This is a genomic window from Rhodococcus sp. KBW08 (genome assembly GCF_003852455.1).
GTDB lineage: Bacteria > Actinomycetota > Actinomycetes > Mycobacteriales > Mycobacteriaceae > Rhodococcus_F > Rhodococcus_F baikonurensis.
This window is the reverse complement of the sequence record NZ_QAJJ01000017.1, coordinates 618,346-638,801: the sequence shown is the minus strand read 5'-3', so window position 1 is coordinate 638,801 and position 20,456 is coordinate 618,346. Positions and strand designations below refer to the sequence as shown.

Here is a 20,456-nt window from a genome sequence, read left to right as displayed (position 1 = left end):
CGAGCCGTGAGCAGCCTGCACGCGGTCCGGGAGGCCGACCTCGACGCGATCGCAGCGGGGGCGGTGGTCTTGGGCTGCGGCGGGGGCGGCGATCCACGCCTGTTCGTGGAGATGCTTCGTCCACTCATTGCGTCCACTTCGGTAGAGGTCGTCGCGCCGGAGAAGTTGCCCGACGGGGCACTGGTCATGCCGGTGGGAATCGTTGGATCGGCTCTGGCTTTGGAGGAGCAATTGCCATCCGGGCGTGAGTTTTCCGATACTGCAGCAGCTTTGACTCGGTGGACCGGGAAGCGTCCGACCGCAGTGATGACGTTCGAAGGCGGTGGACTCAACGCTCTTTCCGGCATTGCGGCGGCGCTGGCGTTGGGAGTTCCCGTCGTCGACGCGGACCTGCTCGGTCGGGCGATGCCGCGGCTCGATCACTTCTCTCTCGCCGCAGCCGGATTGGAATTGTGCCCGGTCACCCTCGCCCAGCCAGGCGGCCTGATCACCGTTATTGACGGAGTGGATGTGCTGGGCGCCGAGGTAGCAGTGCGCTCTCTGATCGGGCGAACCAGCGGTTGGGGCGCTCTGGCGATCGCGTCGATCGATGCGCGGACCGTGCGGGAGGCCTGTATTCCGGGAACTCTCTCCCGAGCGCACGAATTGGGGCAGCACATCGGTGCCCTCGGCAGTTGGCAGGAGATCGCCGGAAGCGCCGGAGCGCGGGTGCTGGGGACAGGCCGAGTGCGTGCGGTGCGTCGTAGCCGCCCGGGCGCAGACGATCGTCGAGGCAACGTGATTCTCGAACACGATTCTGCGGTGATGCGAGTCGAATTCGAGAGTGAATTCCTGACCGTCGCGTTGGATGGCGAGATGATCGCAACATGCCCGGACATCGTGACGCTGCTCGACGTCCGGACCGGTGCCTTCGTCTCGTGTGAATCCGTGCACCAGGGTCAGGATGTAGCTGTCTTGGTCCTGCCCGGCCCACCGTGGTGGGCGGACGAGGTGGGCAGATTGAAGGTTGTCGGCCCGCGGGCGTTCGGAATCGACCATGACGCTGTGCTGATGGAGGCGCGATGAGCGCGAGTGTTTCGGCGTTGCTGAACAACCCGGTCTTTGTCGGGTTGTATCGACTCGCGGGCGAGGGCGACCCCGTCGTCACGACAGTGGGGGCACTCACCGGCGAATCGGCACAGTCGGCGGAGGCAGTGTCGGGTGCGGCGGGTTCGGGATCGGTTCTGGTGATTCTCGATCGAATCGATGTGGGGGAGTGGAGATTCGATGCGCTCCTTCGACGCACGGCAGCGACCGGGTGCCAGGTAGTCGCTGTTCACAGCACTGCGGCCGGGGATGTGAGTCTCTCGTTGCTCGCGGATCGGCTCGGGCTGGTGGTGCTCGGGGTCTCCGACCCTTGGCAGTTCAGCGTGGATCTTCGTGATCTTCTCTCGAATTCGCGTGCGGTGATGGCCGACGCAGTACTGCGGGCGACACACGCGGGCCAACGAGCCGGCGGAAGCGTCGAGAATCTTCTGTCGGTGTTACTGAACACCTTTCAGCGTTCGTTCATTCTCCTGGACTCGTCCGGACGTCCGCTGACGGGCGCTGAGCTCTTGTCAGAGGCTGATCGAGCAGGCGCGGGTACTTTGTCGGGTCGTGGGGCACCGACCACCGTCGAGTTGGACTCCGGTGGGGTCCTGATCGCGTGCCCGGTGATGTCCGGCGCGGCCAGAGAGCCCTGGCTGGCTGTACTGCTTCCGGTGCGACAGAGCGTCGAAGAGGCCTCTCTCTCAGTGGTTCTCGACGTTGCCTCGTTGGCTGTCGGGCACCGCCTGGCCGTTGCACGCATGGTCGACGAGCGTGAAGCGCGCCGGCGCAGCGCGTTGCTCGGTGAACTGATCGACACGTCCGCAGATGCCACACCCGGACTACTCCGGCGCGCACTCGACGCGGGTTGGGTGCTGGACGGATGGCACATCGGCATCAAAGTCCTGGCGGTGGGTGAGGTCGACCTGGTCGCCAGGCGCAGTGAAGTTGCAGACGCCCTCGCCGCCGAGGGGATCGACGCCACTGTCGTCGAACAGGCTGACGGCTGGGCGGCGTGGACGACTCTGCCCGGTGAGCCGCGTCCGGAGGCGATCACCAGGATTGCCGAGAGTATTCGTGCAGGTCAAGCCCGATTGGGGCCCACCATGGAGACATGGGTGGGAGTGGGACGCGCGCACGATGGGCCAGCCGGAATCGGAGCGTCTCTGTCGGAGGCGGGGGATGCCGCTCGGCTCGCCGGTTCCCGGTCGCAAACGGGCCGATTCCTGCACGTGGACCGCCTGGGGTTGGCGCAGTTGCTACTGGCGTGGACGCGAACCGACACGTTTCAGCCCGCGGCCGCGGCACTGCTCGCGCCGCTACGAGATGCGAGTGGGGAGTTGCTGGAGACGCTCTCGACGTACCTCGACGAAGAATCGTCTCTGGCTCATACCGCCACTCGAATGGGCTTGCACCGCAACACCGTATCGAGTCGCATCGATCGAATTCAGCGACTTCTCTCGGTGGATCTGGCCGATCCGGAAACCAGGCTTGCGCTCCACCTCGCCTGTCGGACGATCGCGCCGTGACGACGGTCTTCCCAGCTTCGTCTTGACAAGCACGGGAGGTTCCTGCCATCCTCGTTGCCAGGTCACGAGTACCAGTGTTCAGCCCCGGCTTGCTGGTCGGCAACCCTCCTCCGCGGTGGGGTGCTCCGGGTGACGACCCGGCTGCGTTCGAAAACGAATGCGGCAAGCGCGGACTCTTCCGGGGCCATCTCCCGACGAACGAGTCCTTGAACGTGAGGATTGTCTTCGATGACTGCTGTATTGAGTGCCGACACCTGCTGCACCGCTCCGATCGCCAAGGTTTCGGGTGCCGACCTGCAGGTTCCGCTGGTTCAGGGCGGCGAATGCTCCTACGCCAACTTCGACTACGCCGCGAGCGCGCCGGCATTGGCCCAGGTCACCGACCGTATCGCCGAGTTGTTGCCGACGTACGCCAGTGTTCACCGCGGTGCCGGCTACGCGTCCCGGATCTCCACGCTCACCTACGAGAACGCTCGTGAATCCGTTGCCCGTTTCGTGAACTGTGCCGACGATCAGGTCGTTGTCTTCACGCGGAACACCACCGATTCGCTGAACTTGCTGGCCCAGTGCGTCCCCGGCAGCACCGTTGTCCTCGACGTCGAGCATCACGCAAACCTGTTGCCGTGGAACGACGCTCGTATCGTCACCGCTGCAGACACCATCGAAGAGACGATCGAGCGTCTGATCGGTGAACTGTGCACCAAGCCTGCTGCGCTGCTCGCAATCACCGGCGCCTCCAACGTGACCGGCGAGATCCTGCCGATTGCACGCTTGGCCGACATCGCGCACCGTTGCGGCGCACGTATTCTCGTCGACGCTGCTCAGTTGGCTCCCCACCGTCGCATCGACCTGCAGGAATGCGGCGTCGACTACGTGGCGTTCTCGGGCCACAAGCTCTACGCGCCGTTCGGCGCCGGCGTACTGGTCGGACGCCGTGACTGGCTGGACGAAGCTCAGCCGTACCTCGCCGGCGGAGGCGCCGTGCGTGAGGTGACCGTCGAGTCCACCGAATGGGCTTGCGCGCCTGCACGTCATGAGGCCGGTTCCCCCAACGTGCTCGGTGCGGCAGCAATCGCGACCGCATGCGAAACTCTGCACGCCCTGGACTTCGACGTCATCGCCGAGCACGAGAAGGCACTCACCGCGCAGCTCACCGACGGATTGTCCGCCATCGAGGGAGTCTCGTTGGTGCGACTGTGGAATGACGCACCGGACGCCGTCGGAATCGTCACCTTCACCGTCGACGGATTCGAAGCCGGCGAGATCGCCGCATTCCTGTCCGCAGAACACGGCATCGGAGTTCGCGACGGTCGCTTCTGCGCACACCCGGTTCTCGCGCGCCTCGGTCTCTCCGGCGGCGCCGTCCGCGCCAGCCTCGGGCTCGGTAGCAGCTCGGACGACGTGACGCGCTTGGTCGACGCCGTGAACATCCTGGTTTCGAATCAGCGTGATTGGAAGTACGCGAAGACGGCCGGAGCGTGGAACCCCGTGCCCGAGACCCGCCCCTTCCTCGGAGCTGCCGACGACAACGCCGGCGCAGCCGAGTGCGTCTGAGCTGAGCTCGGTCCCCGAAAACTCGAATGGACAACTAGCATGGCAGCCATGGCACCAGCGGATTTTCCCGCCACCCCTTCGAGAGTGAGCATCACTCTCGGTCAGTGGTGCCGTCGTCATGTCGATCTGTGCCGTACCTCGTCAGGAATGTGTTCGAGCTGACGATTCGTCTCGCTCATCCCACACTCTTCTGATTTTCGGAGGTCACACATGTCTTCACTCGCTTCGCATTCTCTGCACGTGGCGGTCGAGTTGACCGGATCCGGTCACCATCCGGCCGCTGAGGGCGCACCAGGAAACCTGCCGATCATCGGCGGCGACTACTGGGTGGACCTCACCGAGAGCGACAGGGCTCTCGATTTGGCTTCATTCCCTACCAATGTGGTTCGGATTCGCGCTGCGGATCTGCGTGAGGCGCAGCTCGAACGCGCCCGGATCCGTGCTGCTGTCGCCGAAGAAGGCCGCGATCCCGACAGTGTCGCAGTGCTGGTCGATCTCGAGATTCTGATCGCACCGGAAGCTCGCTCCGCCCGAAAAGAGCTTGCACAGTTGGACAGTGCGTTGACTGCTCCGCGGGTCCCGGTTTCGCTTCACTACGTCGGAACACCCTCCGGGCTCGGCAGTTTGATCGCTGATATCCGAGCTGCCGAGGTCGCCGACGGCGTTACGTTGCTCCCCCTCGCCTTGCCCCGCACACTCGAACATCTGGTGGACAGCACCATTCCGTGGCTCCAGGATCGCGGGCTTGTCACACCGTCCACCGCAGTCGACGAAGTGCTCGGTCGTTTCGGGCTGCCGCCCCGTCAGCGCACGCTCGCGTCCTGATCACCGATCGCATCTGCGTACAGGTGGAACAGCGACGGTAATTCGTCTGCACCGTCCACCTGTGCCAGAAGCGCCCAGCACTGTGCCGTGACGAAGCGCGCCCGCGTGCCGATCCAGTTGGTGGGCAGCAGTTCCGGCGGCAGCAGAGGGTCCGGCTCCATAGCTCGCGTGAATTCCGCCGCGAGTTCGATGGTCATCGTGACAGCATCGGTGCCCGGAGTGTTCTGCAGTTTCTCCAGGCGCACAGTCGCTACGTCGAGCAGCCGTTCGTATCCGGCTGCGATCTCGTCCAGCGGCCACAACTGTGCGGCAATTTTCACGGGATCTTCGAGCCTGCCCACTTTCAGATCCCGAGTGGTGAGAGAAGACAGGTGCTGTTCGACGTCGAGTTCGGCGGCCGCATCGAGAACGTACGGTTCCCAGGCGTGCGGCGAGACGTACAGACCGCCCTGGACGAGCGCGCCGCCGAGGTATACGACCCTGGTGCGCAGCGCATCTCGTGCTTTCCGTGACGACTCCGGAATTGCGAATCCGACCAGATGCCAATACCCGTCCCACGGTGTCGCAGTGTTGCGATCTTGTTGATAGGCCAGTCGAACGAATTCGACGTCGGGTTCCATCTCGCGCACGGCTTTCGGCGTTGCTCGTAGCGTGGCCTGCCGCCCGCGACCTTCCTGAGTGAACTTCCCCTCGGTGACCAACCGCTTGATGCACAGCCGAACCTGTTGATCTGTTTTGTCGAGGGCGTCGGCGGTGGCATAGAGGGTGCGCCCGTCGACAGTTCCGTCCGTGCGCAGTAGACCCTCGATCAAGATCCTCGTGGGCACATCGACGTCCCTGTCCGTCATTGCCGTGTCCTTTCCTCGCCTCTCGACATCTTCGCCCATAACTGTACTATCGAATGCAATACGATCGTTTCAAATTCGTACGTTAGGCGGGAAGATGGCAGTGGGATCGGTGAGTGAGAGGAAGAGTGGCCATCGTTTACGCAGGTGGATGGTTACTTCCCTGGCAGTGGTCGTTGTTCTGATCGTGGGTCTGGTGGGCTGGACGCTGTACCAGAACACCTATGACATCCGTGAGGAAAAAGTGACGATCTCCGGGGGATCGGTGCCGCTCCAGGGAGTCCTTGCACTGCCCGAACACGGTGACGGTCCCTTCGGGCTCGTGGTTTTCGTCCACGGAGACGGGCCGGTCGATGCAACACACGAGACCTTTTACAGGCCGGTCTGGGAGGCGTTCGCCAAGGCCGGGTACGCGTCACTCTCCTGGGACAAGCCGGGGGTGAATGGGGCACCGGGCAATTGGCTCGATCAGAGCATGGACGATCGGGCGGCGGAAACGGAAGCGGCAATCGAGTGGGCACGGGGCCGTTCGGACGTCGATCCGTCTCGTATCGGTCTGTGGGGTGCGAGCCAGGCAGGGTGGGTGATGCCCAAGGTGGTGAACCTCGACCCGGACGTAGCGTTCGTCATTGCCGTGGGACCGGCGATCAACTGGCTCCAACAAGGCGAATTCAATACTCTTGCCGAACTTTCCGAGAGAAATGCGTCGGCCGACGAATTCGAGAAAGCGCGGGTCGATCGTGCGAAGAACTTGGATCAGTTGGCCCGTGATGCAACGTTCGGCGATCTCGTGGCCTCCGGCGAGGCCGACGGTCTCACCGAAGACCGATGGAACTTCATCCGAAAGAACTACCGATCGGATGCGCGAGCCGATCTCGAAACCGTGAAGGTTCCGGTGCTCTTGATCATCGGCGGACAAGACGTCAACGTCGACGTGGCAGACACCGAAAGGGTGTATCGCGAAGTGCTCGACGCTCCAGGGCAATTGGTGGTCGAGAAGTATCCCGACGCAACCCATTCGATTGTGGACAAGAACCTCGAAGACTCGGAAGTGATGTCGGCTCTGGTAGCCGTTCTTGCTCCCCGTTCGATCTTCGCTCCTGGCTATCTAGCGGATCAGACTGCATTCTTGGAGGGAATTCGTGGCTGACGGAATTACGGTTGTCGCTCTGGGCGGCGCCGGTGCGATGGGCTCGGCAGCAGTTCGACTGGCTGCAACATTGCCGGGAATCGGCAGCGTAGTAGTCGCGGATCGTGATATCGATGCTGCGAATCGTCTTTCAGTTGACCTGGCTCAGGCATCAGCGCAAGTCGAGGCGCGCAGCATCGACGTCACGGACGGTCGCACGCTACGTGAATTGTTGGACGACGCAGACGTGATCATCAATACCGTAGGCCCGTTCTTCCGTTTCGGTGTCGGCATTCTCCAGGCAGCGATCGAGACCGGGACTCACTATCTCGACATCTGCGACGACTGGGAACCGGCCGTCGACATGCTGGAATTGAATTGCGCTGCCAGGGAAGCCGGAATCTGTGCGGTAGTGGGCATGGGCGCAAGTCCCGGGATGAGTAATCTCCTGGCCGCGATGGCAGTCTCGCGATTGGACGTGGTCGACGACCTGTACACAGCCTGGCCGGTTGATGTCGAAGGCGAGGACGAGTCGGTAGACACATTGAGTGCAGCCGCCGTTCACTGGATGCAGCAGATCAGCGGCAAGGTGCCGGTCGTTCGTGCGGGACGAATCGTCAAAGAAGCACCGTTGCGTTCCATTGCACTGGAACTGCCCGGCGGACGCCGCGGAAACGCTTACGTGGTCGGGCATCCGGAGCCGGTGATGTTTCATCGAACCTTCCGCCCCTCAGGTCATTCGGCAAATCTGATGGTGATCACACCGGAAACCGTTGCGTTTCTCGACGTTCTACGTTCGGATATCGACAAGGGCAGAATCGATCTCGACTCGGCCGCTGAAGAATTGGGCAAGCCCTCGCTCATCCGGATGATCCGTGCTGCGCCTCGCATGCTCACGCGCGCCGACCACGGATCCTTGCCGTCGTTCTTCGCCTCGGCCACAGGGGTGCTCGATGGACGAAAGACGCGCGTCGTGGCACGGATCGCTGATGATTCACCGGTATCGGAGTTGCTGTCGGACATGGCCGGTGCAACCGGAATCCCCTTGGCGCTCGGCCTTGCTCAGGTGGTGTCGCGGCTGGCTAACGGAACGATTTCGGATCGGGTCGGTGTGCACTCAGCTGAGAGCGCCATCGACCCGGAAGTTCTGTTCACTGCACTGGCGCGGTTGTTCGATCGAACCGACTGGAGTGAGATCGTCACCGTCGAATCCGAGTTCAGCTAGTCAGTTCGCGGCGTGTGATCCGATGCGACTTCGGATTTCGGTCTCGACACGATCCGGATCTTTGGGGCTGAACGAAGGCGCTCCGCGACCGGCGAGGGTGAGTACCACCGCGGTCTCCTTCCATGGGCGTGAAAGATCCAGGCTGTACCACGAGCTGAAATCTGTTGTTCCCCAGATTCGTAGGCGTCCACTCAGCCATGACATGACGCCGAGGTCGACGGTTTCGATCTGCGAGTACGGAACGAACTTGCTGACAAACGGAAAGTAGTAGTGGCGGATCGTGACGCCCTGATCGTCGATCCGGACCGTCCTGTCCTCGTAGATGGTCGATGTCCCTGCACTCACAGTGATAACCCGGTTCCTGCTGTTCGATGTACTTGGAGGTTTCCCGAAAACCAACCATACAGTCTCTACTGAGTCGGGACGCTTGCGGCGTGTGTCAGGCTCTGATGTGCCTTGTGGCGACGAGATCGCTGACCGCGATCTGCGCATTGCCGATTGCCGTCTGCACTGGTTCGCAACTGCTCGACGCTCTGGCGAGGGCGAGAATCGCGGTGAGTAGGGCGGCGTCGGGTTCGCCTTCGAACGGCCCGCTCTCGACGTCGAACTTTCCGGTTCGCAACTGCTTTCGGGCGTTGGTGCCAAGTTGCGAAATGACCTCGTCCATTGCAGCCAGGCATTGGGCGAGTGCGCCGATCGACCAGTAGAGATCGGCGGCGACGATGGGTGTCTCCGATGCCACGGTGCCGGCGCGGCGCAATCGGTGATGGGTGTCGAGGAGTATCTCCGGCAGTCTGTGGTCTACGCAGTGTTCCATCCCGCCGCCTTCGTAAGGTGTAAAGTTGGGTTATTCAATTACGGTAAAGCAGGGCGGTAAGGGATGCAAGTAGTTTTAGACGATTACGTCGCCGGTGCGTCGTTCGCGACCGACCTGGTCAATACCTCACCCCGAGTGTGGGTGGAGGCAGGGGACGCGTTGCCTGACCCTCAGGCGCTTCACGATCTACTCGGTGAACACGGACTCTCGCCGGATGCGCTCCCCAACGGGCGTCGGCCTACCCGCGGTGAACTTGCCGACGTGCAGGCGCTCAGAGAGGAGATTCGTTCGATTCTCGATGCTCCGACCTGCGACGAGCTCGTTGATCGCACTCATCGACTCCTGCAAACCGTCCCGCATCACGTTCGGCTCGTGCCTGATTCCCAGGACGACTATCGGTGGAATGCACTACCGGACGGCACAATCGATCTCGCGGGTGAACTCACGTTGTCGATCGGATACTCGTTGCTGGGAACTCTGCGCACATTGGGGTACGAACGATTCCGCCCATGCGCGTCGCCGACGTGCAACGGGGTGTTCGTCGATACCAGTCGGGGAGGGCGACGCCGCTACTGCATGCCGGCGTTGTGCGGCAACCGAATCAACGTCGCGAATCACCGTCAACGGCAGCGTCGTACTTAGCGTCTGCGCTTGCCCGGTCGATAGTGACAATCGAACAGAGTACGGCCGACTGTATGGGGCACTTCAACGAGATACAGACCACGTCAGTCCCGCACGATTGTCGCCATGGCAAATTCTAGTAGATGGCGGCTCGTATGAAAGCCCGTTCTGTCTCCGCGACAGCAGTTATCAGCGTTGGCGTATTCACTCTGGCCGGGTGTGGCGGCGCATCCAGTCCCGAAGGTTCGGTCGGTGAGTATGCCCAGGACGGCAGTTTCACGACCGTCATCAACGCCGATCCCGGAAATCTGCACCCTCTGATCACCAACCTTACGTCGACTCAGATCGTGAACGCGTACTCGTACGATTCGTTGATCGACATAGACGCGCAAACACGCACTGTGCGTCCGTATCTGGCAGAAAGCTGGAGTGAAGAAGGGAACACACTCAAGTTCGTGCTCAAGAAGGGTATTACGTGCGCCGACGGCACTTCCTTCACCGCACAGACCGCGGCCGATGACATCAACTGGGTCATGGACCCTGAAAACGCTTCACCGCTACGCGGATCCACCGTACCGTTGTCGACGGTCGCGTCCGCGGACGGTGACGAACTGACGGTCACTACAGCCGAACCGGCACCCTTCTTGCTCTCTCGAATCGGCGCGTTGCGGCTGCCGTGCGCTGCGACGCTCGACGACCCGGCCAGTATCCGTTCGAGTAGTAACGGAACGGGTCTGTTCAAGGTCACCGAAGTTGTTCCCAACGATCACATCACGATGGAACGCCGCGACGGCTACACCTGGAGTCCGAACGGGGAGACCACTTCCGACACTCTCGGGGTACCGAAGACGGTGACGATCAAGATTGTCACCGATCCGAGTACGACCGCGAATCTTGTTCTCACCGGCGGAGTGAATGCCGCGGCAGTGACAGGTTCGGACGAGGAACGAGTCTTGGCCGCAGGTCTGGATTCGAAGACCTACACCACGTTGTCCGGCGAGTTCATCTTCAATCATTTCGCGTCTCTACCCACGTCGGACCGCGCTGTGCGGCAGGCGCTCGTTCAAGCAGTCGATCTGGACGACTACACCGAGATCACCACCGGCGGAAAAGGAACCCGCGCACGCGCCCTTGCGGTTTCGGAACCCCTTGCCTGCGACTACAACAGTGTCGAAGGAACGATCCCCGAATTCGACGTCGACGCGGCAAAGAAGACGTTGTCCGACGCAGGCTGGAAGGCAGGGGCCGACGGCGTCCTGACGAAGGACGGGCGACCGCTTGCACTCAACGTGATTTTCAACAACTCGCGCGATACGAACTCTGCCGCCGCGGAATACGTGGCAACCCAGTGGGAAGGACTGGGTGCGAAGGTGAAGCTGACCGGCGGCGACTACAGTTTCGTCATCGCCAACACGTTCAGCACCACCGACCTGTCGTCGTGGGACGTTTCCATCGGTTTGACGCTGGGGAGTGATACGCCGAGTATCTTTGCCAAGTACTTCACCGGCCCGCCGAAGCCCGAAGGAGTGAACTTCGCTTCCCTCGACAACAAGAAGTACATCGAATTGTCCACTGAGGCTTCGCTTCTTCCCGGCGACGAGTCCTGCAAGATCTGGGAGGAAAGTGAGCGGGCATTGTTCAACGACATCGACCTGCTTCCGGTGTCGACGACACCTGCTCACATGTTCTTCAACGGAGCAACGTCGATCTACCCACCTTCGAGCGGAATCCTCCCGGGCTCGGCGATCCGGGTCTTGAAGTAGACCACCCGCTAACGCTCACTTTCGGGTATTGATCATCCGAAGTGCAAACCGAAATACCACCGCGGCACCCGCACCTGCAGCCAGGCCGGCGACGACATCGGCAAGTAGAACACCGACGCCTATGCCGAGGACGGCAGCAGCGGCGACGGCAAGGGCGACGTCAGCACGAGGAGCGGCGATCGCGGCATCCTTTCCCCGAGTATCGAACGAGCACTCATCTCAACGGAGCATGTCACGAAACTGTCGTCCGCAGGTGTATCAACCGCAAAACGCCTCGAACGCGTCGGCCCCGGCGGAGTTGAACTCCGCCGGGGCCGACAATGCGTCTTGCTCGCTGGCTCAGTGCGTCGGGACGGATTCCTTCGACGTGGTCGGGGAGGTATCGGAGTGATCGCTACCAATCTCCTTGCGGGAGTTGGAGCTGTTGAACCGAGGGAGGAAGCCGGCCAGGACGAGCGCGATGACGGCGGATCCGGCAGCGAGAGCCATGACGACGCGGAAAGCGTTCTCCGACGGCAGCGTTGCCCCGCCGATGGACATGGTCATCTGGGCGATGACGACACCCGCGATGGCGCTGGCGAATGATGTACCGAGGGAGCGCATCAGGGTGTTGAAGCTGTTGGCTGCTCCGGTCTCGGACGGAGGAACAGCGCCCATGATGAGAGCGGGCATTGCGCCGTAAGCCATACCGGTGCCTGCACCGATGATCACGGCGATCACAACCAGTTCCCAAATCGAGTGCATGGCGAAAATACCGATGCCGTAACCGATTGCGACCACAACGGCGCCGAGCATGAGCGTCACCTTGGGGCCGTGCGAATTGGTGATGCGTGAGGACAGCGGAGAGATGAGCATCATGATGATGCCGGAGGGAGCCATGACCAGACCTGCGGTGAGCATCGAACCGCCGAGGCCGTAACCGGTGACTTCAGGCAACTGGACGACCTGGGGAAAGACCATGCTGGCGGCGAACATCGCGAATCCGAACACGATGGATGCGAGGTTGGTGAAGAGCACCTGCCGGCGGATGGATACGCGTAGATCGACAAGGGGCTTGGGGGTACGTAGTTCCCACCAGGCCCAGAATCCGAATATCACGATCGAGGCGCTGAACAGGGAAAGCGTGAGCGTGCTCGTCCAACCCCAGTCGCCACCCTTGGAAATAGCAAGGAGTAGAGCGATGAGGGCTGCCGAAAGCGAGATTGCCCCGCCGAAGTCGAACGTGCCACCCGTGCGAACCGTCGATTCGGGGACCAGGACGACAACGAGACAGGCCGCGAGTGCGCCGAGAACTGCAGAAGCCCAGAACAAAACGTGCCAGTCTGCGTATTCCGCGATCAGAGCCGCTATCGGAAGACCCAGAGCACCACCGACTCCCAGCGAAGCGCTCATCATGGCAACGGCGCCGGCAAGCTTCTTCGGCGGAAGCACGTCGCGCATCACGCTGATACCCAGCGGGATGACGCCGGCGGCAAGGCCCTGCAGGATTCGGCCCGCAACGAGCGGGATCACACTCGAGCTGAGTGCGCCGACCACCGAACCGGTCACCAACAGCGCCATGCTGATCAGGAGCAGACGGCGTTTGCCGAACATGTCGCCCAAGCGGCCCATGGTCGGGACGGCGACGGCGGCGGCGAGCAGCGTGGCGGTCACAGCCCACGCGGTATCGGACGCCGGCGCATTCAGGTATTCGGGCAGGTGCGGGATGATCGGGATGACCAGCGTCTGCATGAGCGAGACGACGATGCCGGAAAACGCCAGTACAGCCACCACTGCCGTGGTGGCTGGTGACTTCGTCGTCTGTGGCGGCGTTGTCGGTGGTGGAGAAGTGGTTGACGACATTGCGGTAACTCCATCGGAGGAAGAACGAATTATGGTTTAAGTCAGTTGCTTGAACTAAAGTTAAATCAAGTGACTGACTCAATGGAAGGGTGTGTCGACGATCGTGACGAACGTCTCCGGTACCGAGCAATTTCGGACGGTCGAGGATGATGGTGGACATGACTACGAGGACTGAGGATGCGACGGCCGACGCCGGCGGCGCGGCAAACTCCGCGCGTTCTGCCGCAACCCGAGACCGCATCCTCGCCGTCGCCGAGCAGTTGTTCGCCGAACACGGAGTCTTCGCGGTGTCGAACCGTCAGGTGAGTGAGGCGGCGGGCCAGGGCAACAACGCCGCCGTCGGTTATCACTTCGGGACCAAGACCGATCTGGTCCGGGCGATCGTGAACAAACATTCTCGGCAGGTGGAGAAGAAGCGTGGTGAACTGCTGCGTGAGATCGAAGGGTCCGAGGATGTTCGTGACTGGATTTCGTGTCTGGTTCGGGCGTCGACCGATCACTACGCCGAAATGGGTGGCCCGACGTGGTACGCGCGGTTCAGTGCGCAGATTCTCACCGATCCGGTCCTGCGGAAGATCGTCTACGACGAGGTGCTGGCCTCGCCCACTCTTCAGGAGACCCTTCGTGGACTTTCGGCCTGTCTGACTGACATGCCGATGAGTGTTCGACGTGCCCGCGCAGACATCGGACGAAATGCGATCGTGCACATGTTCGCCGAACGTGAGCGCGCACTTGCAGAATCAGGGCCGGACGAGGTCACGTCGTGGGAGGACTTCACCACCGACCTCGTCGACGCACTGGTGGGTCTTTGGACTGCCCCGATCACCCGCTGACCGACCGTTCTCCGGCGCTGTCCAACAGTTCGGGAGGGGCACTGCCCAAGGGACCCCGTGTCGGTGGAAGATCCAGGAGCAGGCCGACTCCGGCAAGAATGATGACAAGCCCGCTGACGAGCGCGAAGGTGACAGGCTCGTTCAACCACAGCACTCCGATGGCCGACGCCGAAATCGGAACCAGAAGAGTGACGGCTGAAGCCGCGACAGGACCCGCCTGGCGAATTATCCAGAAGTACACCAGGTAGCCACCGGCGGTAGCCCCCAGTCCCAGGGCGGTCACTGCGATCAGTGGACCGACGGTCACGGGCCCCGGCGGGGGAGCGATGGCGGACACAGGTACCAGTAGGACAACCGCGGCGAGCTGCTGGCCGAGGGCAAGTGTCATCGGTGGAGTGCCCTGGAACGATTTTCGTGTGTAGACACCACCGACCGCGTACAGCAGTGCCGCAGTCAAAGATGCGCCGATGGCCAGCATTGCGCGACTGTCGAGCGCTGACGGAATCCCGCCGACGAGCACCGAGACGCCGGCAATGCCGATCGCGACACCCGAGACTTTTCGCCAGGTGATCTTTTGCCTAAGCCAGAACGCGGCAACGAACACGGTGAACATCGGCGTCGTGGCATTCAGGATCGACGCCGTCGACGAGTTGAGGCCGACGATCGCAGTTGCAACGAGGGTGAGGGGGCCGGCGACGTTGAGGGCTGCCAGCAGTAGGAATGCGGGAAACCGGGAACCGACCGCACGCCAGGTCGATCTGCTGGAAGCCGTTATCAGCGCGAGAACCAACGCTGCAACAATGAAGCGGCCGTGCGTCGTGCCGACGGCGCCGAGAGTTGGTGCCGCCACAGCAACCAGGGGGAACGAGCTTCCCCAGAGCGCGCCGACCAACAGCAAAGCTCCAACTATGGCGAATCGGCTGCCACCGATTGCTTTCCAGTTCTTCATTGAGCCTCTTCGTCGAAGACCTCGTGGGTATGGTCTGTGTACTGACCTAACTTATACCCCCTATAGGTATCAATGTCGCATCCTTGTGGCGTGGGAGGCGAGTGAGGGCTGGGTGATCGATTCTTCGTTCTCCTGCAGTGGCTTACATGATCGAGGGGAGTGAAATGTCGACAGGACTCTCCTATAGTTTCTGGCTCACATACCTATAGGGGGTATGCTCGGAATGTGTGAGCTCGCTTCCCGGGTCACGTCCGTCCGTTAGAGAACAGGAATCGCAATGAGTAGCTGTGGCTGTGGCAATACCCCGACGACAGACGACAACGGTGCTGTAGGCGCTGTCGGTACGGCGATGCCACCCGGTGGAGAAGACCTACTCAACTCGGGGAGTAGCGAACTCGTCGAATGTCGAGTCATGCCCGGTAGCGTGATCGAAAAGACGCGTGCCGAGGCCGAGGGCCTGTTTCGTGACTACGAAGGCAACCGGTACTGGTTCTGCTGCAAGGGTTGTGGACCACGGTTCGACGCAAATCCCAGGAAGTATGCCAACGCGAGCTGAGTAAAAAGTGGTGGTGCAGGCGATGCCTGCACCACCACTTTCTTCCGTCAGTGCAGTGAATGAGTTGCGCCGTTACTCCGCGCCGCGGTCCTACGGTGCCGAATGGTGGAGACAGGTCACGTGGCGCGCTGTCAGATCGACTGACGGTAGCCGAAGAACCCGTGATCTGCTCGATCGCTTGGGCGTCGTCGTAGATGCCCCCATCCCTTCAATTTCTCATTGCAGCAACGATTTTATGTGTTCGATATTTCGTGACGGCCTCGCGCGGCTTCGGTATCGTGAGGTTCGATGTGCTTGCGGCGTACGAAGAGCACGATCGCCAGGGCCAGCATGGTCAGTACGGCGACAATCGCGAGCGGGTACGAATGATCCGGGGTCGTCATACCGGAGATCAAGGAAAAGTCCCACAAGCCGTGCACCACGGCGGGTATCAGCAGGCCCCCGGTACGTCGCCGAATGATGTACAAGAAGTAGCCGGCCACGATGGTGCTGAACACCTGGAGAAAAGCTTTGGGGCCTTCGGAGAACAGGTTGGTCGAGTGCGCCAACCCGAAGATGACGGTGCTCCACAGGGCAACTTTCTTTTCGGAGAAGCCGTTGCTGCGGAAGCAGGTGATTCCGATTCCTCGGAACATCGTCTCCTCGGTGAGGCCGACGAGAAGGCAAGTAAGAAGAAGGAGTGCAACGAACGTGAGGTCCTGGTCGGCGAGACCTGGGTAGTCGGTGACCACAGCGATCGAAATGACCATCATGATCGGTACGACGATCAACCAGCGTTGTACCGGTCGGTCGTCGATCCACACCGGACGCCACCATCGCAGGCATGCGACTGCCCCGTATGCGAGGACGAACGACGCTCCGACCGGCACGATGAGCGAACGCCACAACTGGTCGATGTCGGTCGGAGCTGCGTAGCTGATTTCTTCGTCTCGGGTCAGCAGGAACCCTAATCCTTGAATGACAGCGAGATATACGATCACGAGGGCCACGAACGCTGCGACGGAAAGCCGGCGGCCGGCAACGGTGCGGGATGAAGGCGGGGATGTCGTCATGGGATCGAGGTTAGAAGCCCGTGCGGGGTTGCACCAAACGAAACCCCCGAGGGAGAAATCCTGGTCATGAATCTCTCCGGAGGTTCCTGAGTCTGCCATTTACCTTGAGTTCCATGGTGTGGACGCACTTTTCGGGTTGCAACCCATCGAATTTCGTTCTATTGCAGAGTGATTCGGCACTGCCGGCGCAACCGGATTCCTTGGGGGCAGGCTGCCGAATCAGACGGTGCGAGCGCAGGCGCACTGGGTCGCGGCCAGGATGCATTCTCCTTGCGTCGTTTCGTAAGTCGCAACAGCGCTCGATGATGCCGGCGTCTCGTTGCCCGTCTCCCGGGGCCAAAGTGCGAACCCTGCAACGGCTCCCACTGTGGCCAGGGCGGCGAGGATGGTCCAGGTGACCGCAAATCCCGCGCTCGAACCAACCCACCCGGCGATCGGGTAGGTGACGAGCCAGGCGAGGTGGGACAGGGAGAATTGGGCTGCGAACACCTCCGGTATACCTGCGGGTTCGACGGAGCGCCGAAGCACCTTTCCGGTCGGTGTGACGATCATGGCCATCCCGGCGCCGACGAGTGCCCACACTGCGGCAGTCAGTATCCACGTGAATATTCCTGCCACGGCGAGGGAGGCTGCGGCGCCGGCACTGAAGGCCAGCACAATGGAACCTGCTGTCATCACTGTTCGTTCGGCGGTTCTGTCGAGGACGCGCGGTAGAAGCAGCGCGGTTACCAACGTGCCGGTGCCTGACGCGGCAAGCATCCACGCCACGTCGGATTGGGTTCCACCGAGCTCGTCGCGGACGTAGTTGACGGTGTTGACGACGACGATCGAGCCGGCCGCTGCCACCACGAGATTGAGGGCCATGATGCCGCGCAGTCGCGGCGTGGTCACGAAGATTCGCACTCCCGACGCGATCCGATCCCACGCCTTTCCGTGAGCGCTGGGACGAGCGTTGGGGATTCGAGTGGCCAGCACGAGTAGTGCCGAGACGGCAAAGCCCACGGAGGTGGCGACGAACAACAGGTTGAATGTCATGAAGGAAAGCGCGATCGCGGCGAGAACGGGGCTGAGCAGGCTCTCCATCGTGTAGGCGACCTGCGACGCCGACAGCGCACGGGTGAAATCGGCCTCGTCGGTCACGATGTCGGGAATCACCGCCTGGAACGTGGGAGTGAACGCTGCCGACGCAGCTTGCAGAACGCCTACCAGCACGTAGATGTGCCAGATCTCGCTGACGAAGGGCAAGGCGAGCACAACCGCTGCGCGTATGGCGTCGAGCGCGACGAGGAAAGCCCGTCTCGGCAACCGGTCTACGTACGCCGCCGCGAGCGGAGCGATCACGACGTACAGCGACATCTTGATCGTCAGCGCGGTGGCGAGCACCGCTCCGGCGCTGGGTCCGGCCAGTTCGTAGGCGAGTAGACCCAGGGCAACCGTCGCCAACCCGGTGCCGAACAGCGCGATGATCTGGGCGCTGAAGAGCAGGCGATAGTCGCGAATCAAGAACAGACGCATGCTGTTCCGCTCCGGTGCGGTCCTAGCGGTCCGGTTCATCTGGTTTCACTCCCGCGACAAGGTTGAAAGCTCCGGTCAGGATATTGAGGGCCACGATTCCGACTACGTCGGCGATCTCGCGATCACCGTAGCCGTACGCTCGAAGGCCCGCGATGTGTTCGTCCGAAATCGAGGCAGGTTCCCGATAGACGCGAAGTCCGAGGTCGATCATCGCCGCGATGGCGGGATCGGCCGATGTGCCCGCGCGGGCGCGCTCGATCTCGTCCAACTCGACGCCGTTGGCGTGCGCGGCGGCAACGTGGGCTTCTAGGCACACGGCGCAACCTTGCTGGACCTGCACAGCGATCGAGATTCGCTCGGTGATCTTGCGGCTGAGTTTCGCGCGCTTCATTGCGCGGCTGAGTTCCAGATAGCCGCCCAGCACTGCGGGCGAGTGAGCCATCGCCGCGACCATGTCGCCGACCTGTCCGTGACGGTTGACGAGCTCGGCGAGAAGGTCTTTGGATGTGCCGACAGCGGTGGCCGGTGTGAGAGGTGCAAGGCGAGGCATGACAAGTCCTAAGTGGTTCCGACGGTGGTGGGTTCGGCCGGTGATCGTCGGCCGAACCCACCACCGGAGTTGGTCAAGAATTGACGCTGGATCTAGCGGTTTCAGACTCGTCGACCTTGGGCGAGCGCATGACTACCGCGGTGATACCCGCGCCCACTACGGCGATGGCGGCTGCACCGAGGAATACCGCGGAGAACCCGTTCGTCAACTCCGTCAGGTCACCGAGTTGATCGGCGCCGAACACCGCTGCGATCGCGGTCATCACCGCGAGACCGACAGCCGAGCCGACCTGGTAACTGACGTTGACGATGCCGGAGGCCAATCCGCCCTCTTCCGGGCGTGCGGCCGAAATCGCCGTACCCAGTGAGGGAATGAACGCCAGCGTCATACCTGCAGCAGCCACCAGCGACGCCGGCAGTACGTCGACCCAGAAGTTGCCGGTGGGCCGGATCAACGACATCCACCCCAATCCGATTCCCAGTACCAGCAATCCGGCCACGATCGTTGCTTTCGCGCCGAATCGCGCCATGGCCCGTGGTGCCACCACGATCATGCCGAGCATGACGAAGATGGTCATGGGCAGCAGCGCTGCACCGGCCGGGAAGGCGCTGTATCCGAGCACTTGCTGCAGGTACAGGTTCAGGAAGAACCACATCGGTATCCAGGCGGCGCCGAGCACGAGCTGAGCGATGTTCGCGGCACCGAGGTTGGGCGCCTTGAAGATTCCCAGACGCACGAGAGGTTCACGACGCTTGGACTGGATCAGTACGAATGCGCCCAACAGAGCGGCCGAAACGGCGAGCGCCAGCCAGGTCTGCCCGGATCCCCACCCGACGTCAGGTGCTCTGACGATGCCGAAGACTCCGACAGCGAGGCCTGCGGTGACGGCCAGTGCGCCGAGGAAATCGATCGAACCGGTACGTGCCGGTGCGTTCGGCATCAGGAAGGGGGTAGCGATCAGCGCGACGACGGCGATGGGAATGTTGAGATAGAACACCCAAGGCCAGCTGGTGTATTCGGTGATGACGCCGCCGAGGAACACGCCGGCCGTACCGCCTGCCGGGGCGGCAGCGCCGTAGATGGACAGCGCCTTGGTCATTTCCTTCTGCGTGCTGCCGAACAGCATCATCAGCAGAGTGAGCGCAGAGGGGGCGATGAGTGCTGCGCCTGCGCCCTGAACTGCGCGGCCCGCAAGTTCGACGGCCACGTTACCGGCGGCACCGGCGACAACGGAACCGATCAGCAGGATCAGCCAACCAGCGGAGAACACTCTGCGAGCGCCGAACAGGTCGGACAGGCGGCCGCCGAGGAGGAGTAGCCCGCCGAACGCGATGACGTATGCATTGAAGACCCAGGTCAGGCCTTCCTGGGAAAAGCCGAGGTCGCTCTGCATCTGGGGGAGAGCGACACCGATGATCGACGTATCCATGATGACCATGAACTGAGCGGCGGCGATCAACGCCAACGCCCACCACTTACGTGTGGATTTCGGTTGTGTGGACATTCTGAATTCCTTACCTGTACGGGGTATAGGTGATGCTTGCGTGGTCAGGGGGCGTCATGAGCGAGCCACTGCGACATCGGCGCAGTGCTGCGAGGAAATGCACGGGAAAGGGGCGCTTTTCGAACTCGGTCGGCCGACGCTCGGCGTGGGTGCGCATCGGATCTCCTTCGAGTGAATTCACGGTGTTCGAGTAGTTCGTTGCATACCCTAGGGGGGTATGGTACAAATTGCAACAGCTTCGATTTCGAAGAACGCAGAACCCAACGCAAACGGCAACGA

At 62.0% G+C, this 20,456-nt stretch carries 19 protein-coding genes and 1 riboswitch; of the genes, 10 read left to right on the top strand and 9 right to left on the bottom strand.

The genetic code is table 11. From position 1 onward, the window contains the following. The first annotated feature begins 6 nt into the window (after nucleotides 1-6). From DBV08_RS23570 to DBV08_RS23555, 4 genes are all read left to right on the top strand, one after another. Nucleotides 7-1,065 (top strand): DUF917 domain-containing protein, encoded by a 1,059-nt coding sequence (locus tag DBV08_RS23570; RefSeq protein ID WP_124569019.1) that lies wholly within the window; start codon nucleotides 7-9, stop codon nucleotides 1,063-1,065. Then, nucleotides 1,062-2,597 carry a CdaR family transcriptional regulator gene (locus DBV08_RS23565; RefSeq protein ID WP_124569018.1) on the top strand — a complete coding sequence of 512 codons (1,536 nt, stop codon included), beginning with the start codon at nucleotides 1,062-1,064 and terminating at the stop codon, nucleotides 2,595-2,597. Before DBV08_RS23570 ends, DBV08_RS23565 begins: the two co-directional genes overlap by 4 nt. 60 nt (nucleotides 2,598-2,657) lie before the next feature. Beyond that, a riboswitch (SAM riboswitch) is annotated at nucleotides 2,658-2,772 on the top strand. A 53-nt stretch (nucleotides 2,773-2,825) separates the two neighbouring features. Further along, nucleotides 2,826-4,151 (top strand): aminotransferase class V-fold PLP-dependent enzyme, encoded by a 1,326-nt coding sequence (locus tag DBV08_RS23560; RefSeq protein ID WP_095973422.1) that lies wholly within the window; start codon nucleotides 2,826-2,828, stop codon nucleotides 4,149-4,151. Nucleotides 4,152-4,361: 210 nt separating this feature from the next. Continuing rightward, nucleotides 4,362-4,976 carry a hypothetical protein gene (locus tag DBV08_RS23555; protein WP_124569017.1) on the top strand — a complete coding sequence of 205 codons (615 nt, stop codon included), beginning with the start codon at nucleotides 4,362-4,364 and terminating at the stop codon, nucleotides 4,974-4,976. Here the strand turns inward: DBV08_RS23555 and DBV08_RS23550 are convergent. Beyond that, nucleotides 4,955-5,863 (bottom strand): PaaX family transcriptional regulator C-terminal domain-containing protein, encoded by a 909-nt coding sequence (locus DBV08_RS23550; RefSeq protein WP_124569016.1) that lies wholly within the window; start codon nucleotides 5,861-5,863, stop codon nucleotides 4,955-4,957. The genes DBV08_RS23555 and DBV08_RS23550 overlap by 22 nt on opposite strands. A 109-nt stretch (nucleotides 5,864-5,972) precedes the next feature. Between DBV08_RS23550 and DBV08_RS23545 the strand changes: the two genes are divergently transcribed. Both DBV08_RS23545 and DBV08_RS23540 read left to right on the top strand, forming a co-directional pair. Beyond that, nucleotides 5,973-6,971, top strand: a complete 999-nt coding sequence (locus DBV08_RS23545) for a S9 family peptidase (RefSeq protein WP_185564842.1) — start codon at nucleotides 5,973-5,975, stop codon at nucleotides 6,969-6,971. Continuing rightward, on the top strand, nucleotides 6,964-8,175 hold the full coding sequence (locus DBV08_RS23540; protein WP_124569014.1) for a saccharopine dehydrogenase family protein: 1,212 nt from the start codon (nucleotides 6,964-6,966) through the stop codon (nucleotides 8,173-8,175). The genes DBV08_RS23545 and DBV08_RS23540 overlap by 8 nt, the downstream gene beginning before the upstream one ends. Here the strand turns inward: DBV08_RS23540 and DBV08_RS23535 are convergent, their stop codons facing one another. Beyond that, on the bottom strand, nucleotides 8,176-8,520 hold the full coding sequence (locus DBV08_RS23535) for a hypothetical protein (RefSeq protein ID WP_124569013.1): 345 nt from the start codon (nucleotides 8,518-8,520) through the stop codon (nucleotides 8,176-8,178). It lies immediately after the preceding gene. A 94-nt stretch (nucleotides 8,521-8,614) separates the two neighbouring features. Beyond that, a complete protein-coding gene (locus DBV08_RS23530; RefSeq protein WP_124569012.1) occupies nucleotides 8,615-8,992 on the bottom strand; it encodes a hypothetical protein in 378 nt (125 codons plus the stop codon). Nucleotides 8,993-9,055: 63 nt separating this feature from the next. Between DBV08_RS23530 and DBV08_RS23525 the strand changes: the two genes are divergently transcribed. Beyond that, nucleotides 9,056-9,634 (top strand): CGNR zinc finger domain-containing protein, encoded by a 579-nt coding sequence (locus DBV08_RS23525; protein WP_124569011.1) that lies wholly within the window; start codon nucleotides 9,056-9,058, stop codon nucleotides 9,632-9,634. A 134-nt stretch (nucleotides 9,635-9,768) separates the two neighbouring features. Further along, nucleotides 9,769-11,376 (top strand): ABC transporter substrate-binding protein, encoded by a 1,608-nt coding sequence (locus DBV08_RS23520; protein ID WP_095973445.1) that lies wholly within the window; start codon nucleotides 9,769-9,771, stop codon nucleotides 11,374-11,376. Nucleotides 11,377-11,715: 339 nt separating this feature from the next. Here the strand turns inward: DBV08_RS23520 and DBV08_RS23515 are convergent, their stop codons facing one another. Next, complete coding sequence (locus DBV08_RS23515; protein WP_124569010.1) at nucleotides 11,716-13,218, bottom strand: MFS transporter; 1,503 nt, start codon at nucleotides 13,216-13,218, stop codon at nucleotides 11,716-11,718. A 158-nt stretch (nucleotides 13,219-13,376) separates the two neighbouring features. On the opposite strand from DBV08_RS23515, the gene DBV08_RS23510 reads away from it, so the two are divergent. After that, nucleotides 13,377-14,051 (top strand): TetR/AcrR family transcriptional regulator, encoded by a 675-nt coding sequence (locus DBV08_RS23510; RefSeq protein ID WP_095973444.1) that lies wholly within the window; start codon nucleotides 13,377-13,379, stop codon nucleotides 14,049-14,051. On the opposite strand, the gene DBV08_RS23505 is transcribed toward DBV08_RS23510, so the two are convergent. Beyond that, nucleotides 14,041-15,000 (bottom strand): DMT family transporter, encoded by a 960-nt coding sequence (locus DBV08_RS23505; protein WP_124569009.1) that lies wholly within the window; start codon nucleotides 14,998-15,000, stop codon nucleotides 14,041-14,043. The genes DBV08_RS23510 and DBV08_RS23505 overlap by 11 nt on opposite strands. A gap of 277 nt (nucleotides 15,001-15,277) precedes the next feature. On the opposite strand from DBV08_RS23505, the gene DBV08_RS23500 reads away from it, so the two are divergent. Beyond that, complete coding sequence (locus DBV08_RS23500) at nucleotides 15,278-15,556, top strand: YHS domain-containing protein (protein ID WP_124569008.1); 279 nt, start codon at nucleotides 15,278-15,280, stop codon at nucleotides 15,554-15,556. Nucleotides 15,557-15,789: 233 nt separating this feature from the next. Here DBV08_RS23500 and DBV08_RS23495 read toward each other — a convergent pair whose 3' ends face one another. The 4 genes from DBV08_RS23495 to DBV08_RS23480 all read right to left on the bottom strand — a co-directional run bounded on the left by DBV08_RS23495 (nucleotide 15,790) and on the right by DBV08_RS23480 (nucleotide 20,177). After that, nucleotides 15,790-16,608 carry a CPBP family intramembrane glutamic endopeptidase gene (locus tag DBV08_RS23495; protein ID WP_185564840.1) on the bottom strand — a complete coding sequence of 273 codons (819 nt, stop codon included), beginning with the start codon at nucleotides 16,606-16,608 and terminating at the stop codon, nucleotides 15,790-15,792. Nucleotides 16,609-16,827: 219 nt separating this feature from the next. After that, on the bottom strand, nucleotides 16,828-18,162 hold the full coding sequence (locus DBV08_RS23490) for an MFS transporter (protein WP_221621615.1): 1,335 nt from the start codon (nucleotides 18,160-18,162) through the stop codon (nucleotides 16,828-16,830). Next, nucleotides 18,146-18,673: a carboxymuconolactone decarboxylase family protein gene (locus DBV08_RS23485; protein ID WP_124569005.1), complete on the bottom strand. Its 528-nt coding sequence runs from the start codon at nucleotides 18,671-18,673 to the stop codon at nucleotides 18,146-18,148. The genes DBV08_RS23490 and DBV08_RS23485 overlap by 17 nt, the downstream gene beginning before the upstream one ends. Nucleotides 18,674-18,746: 73 nt before the next feature. Continuing rightward, on the bottom strand, nucleotides 18,747-20,177 hold the full coding sequence (locus DBV08_RS23480; RefSeq protein ID WP_124569004.1) for an MFS transporter: 1,431 nt from the start codon (nucleotides 20,175-20,177) through the stop codon (nucleotides 18,747-18,749). Nucleotides 20,178-20,456 lie beyond the last annotated feature (279 nt).

Bases quoted from the DNA above. Each gene is read 5' to 3' on its own strand.
- DBV08_RS23565 (WP_124569018.1), top strand. From the start codon at position 1,062: ATGAGCGCGAGTGTTTCGGCGTTGCTGAACAACCCGGTCTTTGTCGGG.
- DBV08_RS23560 (WP_095973422.1), top strand. From the start codon at position 2,826: ATGACTGCTGTATTGAGTGCCGACACCTGCTGCACCGCTCCGATCGCC.
- DBV08_RS23555 (WP_124569017.1), top strand. From the start codon at position 4,362: ATGTCTTCACTCGCTTCGCATTCTCTGCACGTGGCGGTCGAGTTGACC.
- DBV08_RS23550 (WP_124569016.1), bottom strand. From the start codon at position 5,863: ATGGGCGAAGATGTCGAGAGGCGAGGAAAGGACACGGCAATGACGGAC.
- DBV08_RS23545 (WP_185564842.1), top strand. From the start codon at position 5,973: ATGGTTACTTCCCTGGCAGTGGTCGTTGTTCTGATCGTGGGTCTGGTG.
- DBV08_RS23530 (WP_124569012.1), bottom strand. From the start codon at position 8,992: ATGGAACACTGCGTAGACCACAGACTGCCGGAGATACTCCTCGACACC.
- DBV08_RS23525 (WP_124569011.1), top strand. From the start codon at position 9,056: ATGCAAGTAGTTTTAGACGATTACGTCGCCGGTGCGTCGTTCGCGACC.
- DBV08_RS23520 (WP_095973445.1), top strand. From the start codon at position 9,769: ATGAAAGCCCGTTCTGTCTCCGCGACAGCAGTTATCAGCGTTGGCGTA.
- DBV08_RS23515 (WP_124569010.1), bottom strand. From the start codon at position 13,218: ATGTCGTCAACCACTTCTCCACCACCGACAACGCCGCCACAGACGACG.
- DBV08_RS23510 (WP_095973444.1), top strand. From the start codon at position 13,377: ATGACTACGAGGACTGAGGATGCGACGGCCGACGCCGGCGGCGCGGCA.
- DBV08_RS23505 (WP_124569009.1), bottom strand. From the start codon at position 15,000: ATGAAGAACTGGAAAGCAATCGGTGGCAGCCGATTCGCCATAGTTGGA.
- DBV08_RS23500 (WP_124569008.1), top strand. From the start codon at position 15,278: ATGAGTAGCTGTGGCTGTGGCAATACCCCGACGACAGACGACAACGGT.
- DBV08_RS23495 (WP_185564840.1), bottom strand. From the start codon at position 16,608: ATGACGACATCCCCGCCTTCATCCCGCACCGTTGCCGGCCGCCGGCTT.
- DBV08_RS23490 (WP_221621615.1), bottom strand. From the start codon at position 18,162: ATGAACCGGACCGCTAGGACCGCACCGGAGCGGAACAGCATGCGTCTG.
- DBV08_RS23485 (WP_124569005.1), bottom strand. From the start codon at position 18,673: ATGCCTCGCCTTGCACCTCTCACACCGGCCACCGCTGTCGGCACATCC.
- DBV08_RS23480 (WP_124569004.1), bottom strand. From the start codon at position 20,177: ATGTCCACACAACCGAAATCCACACGTAAGTGGTGGGCGTTGGCGTTG.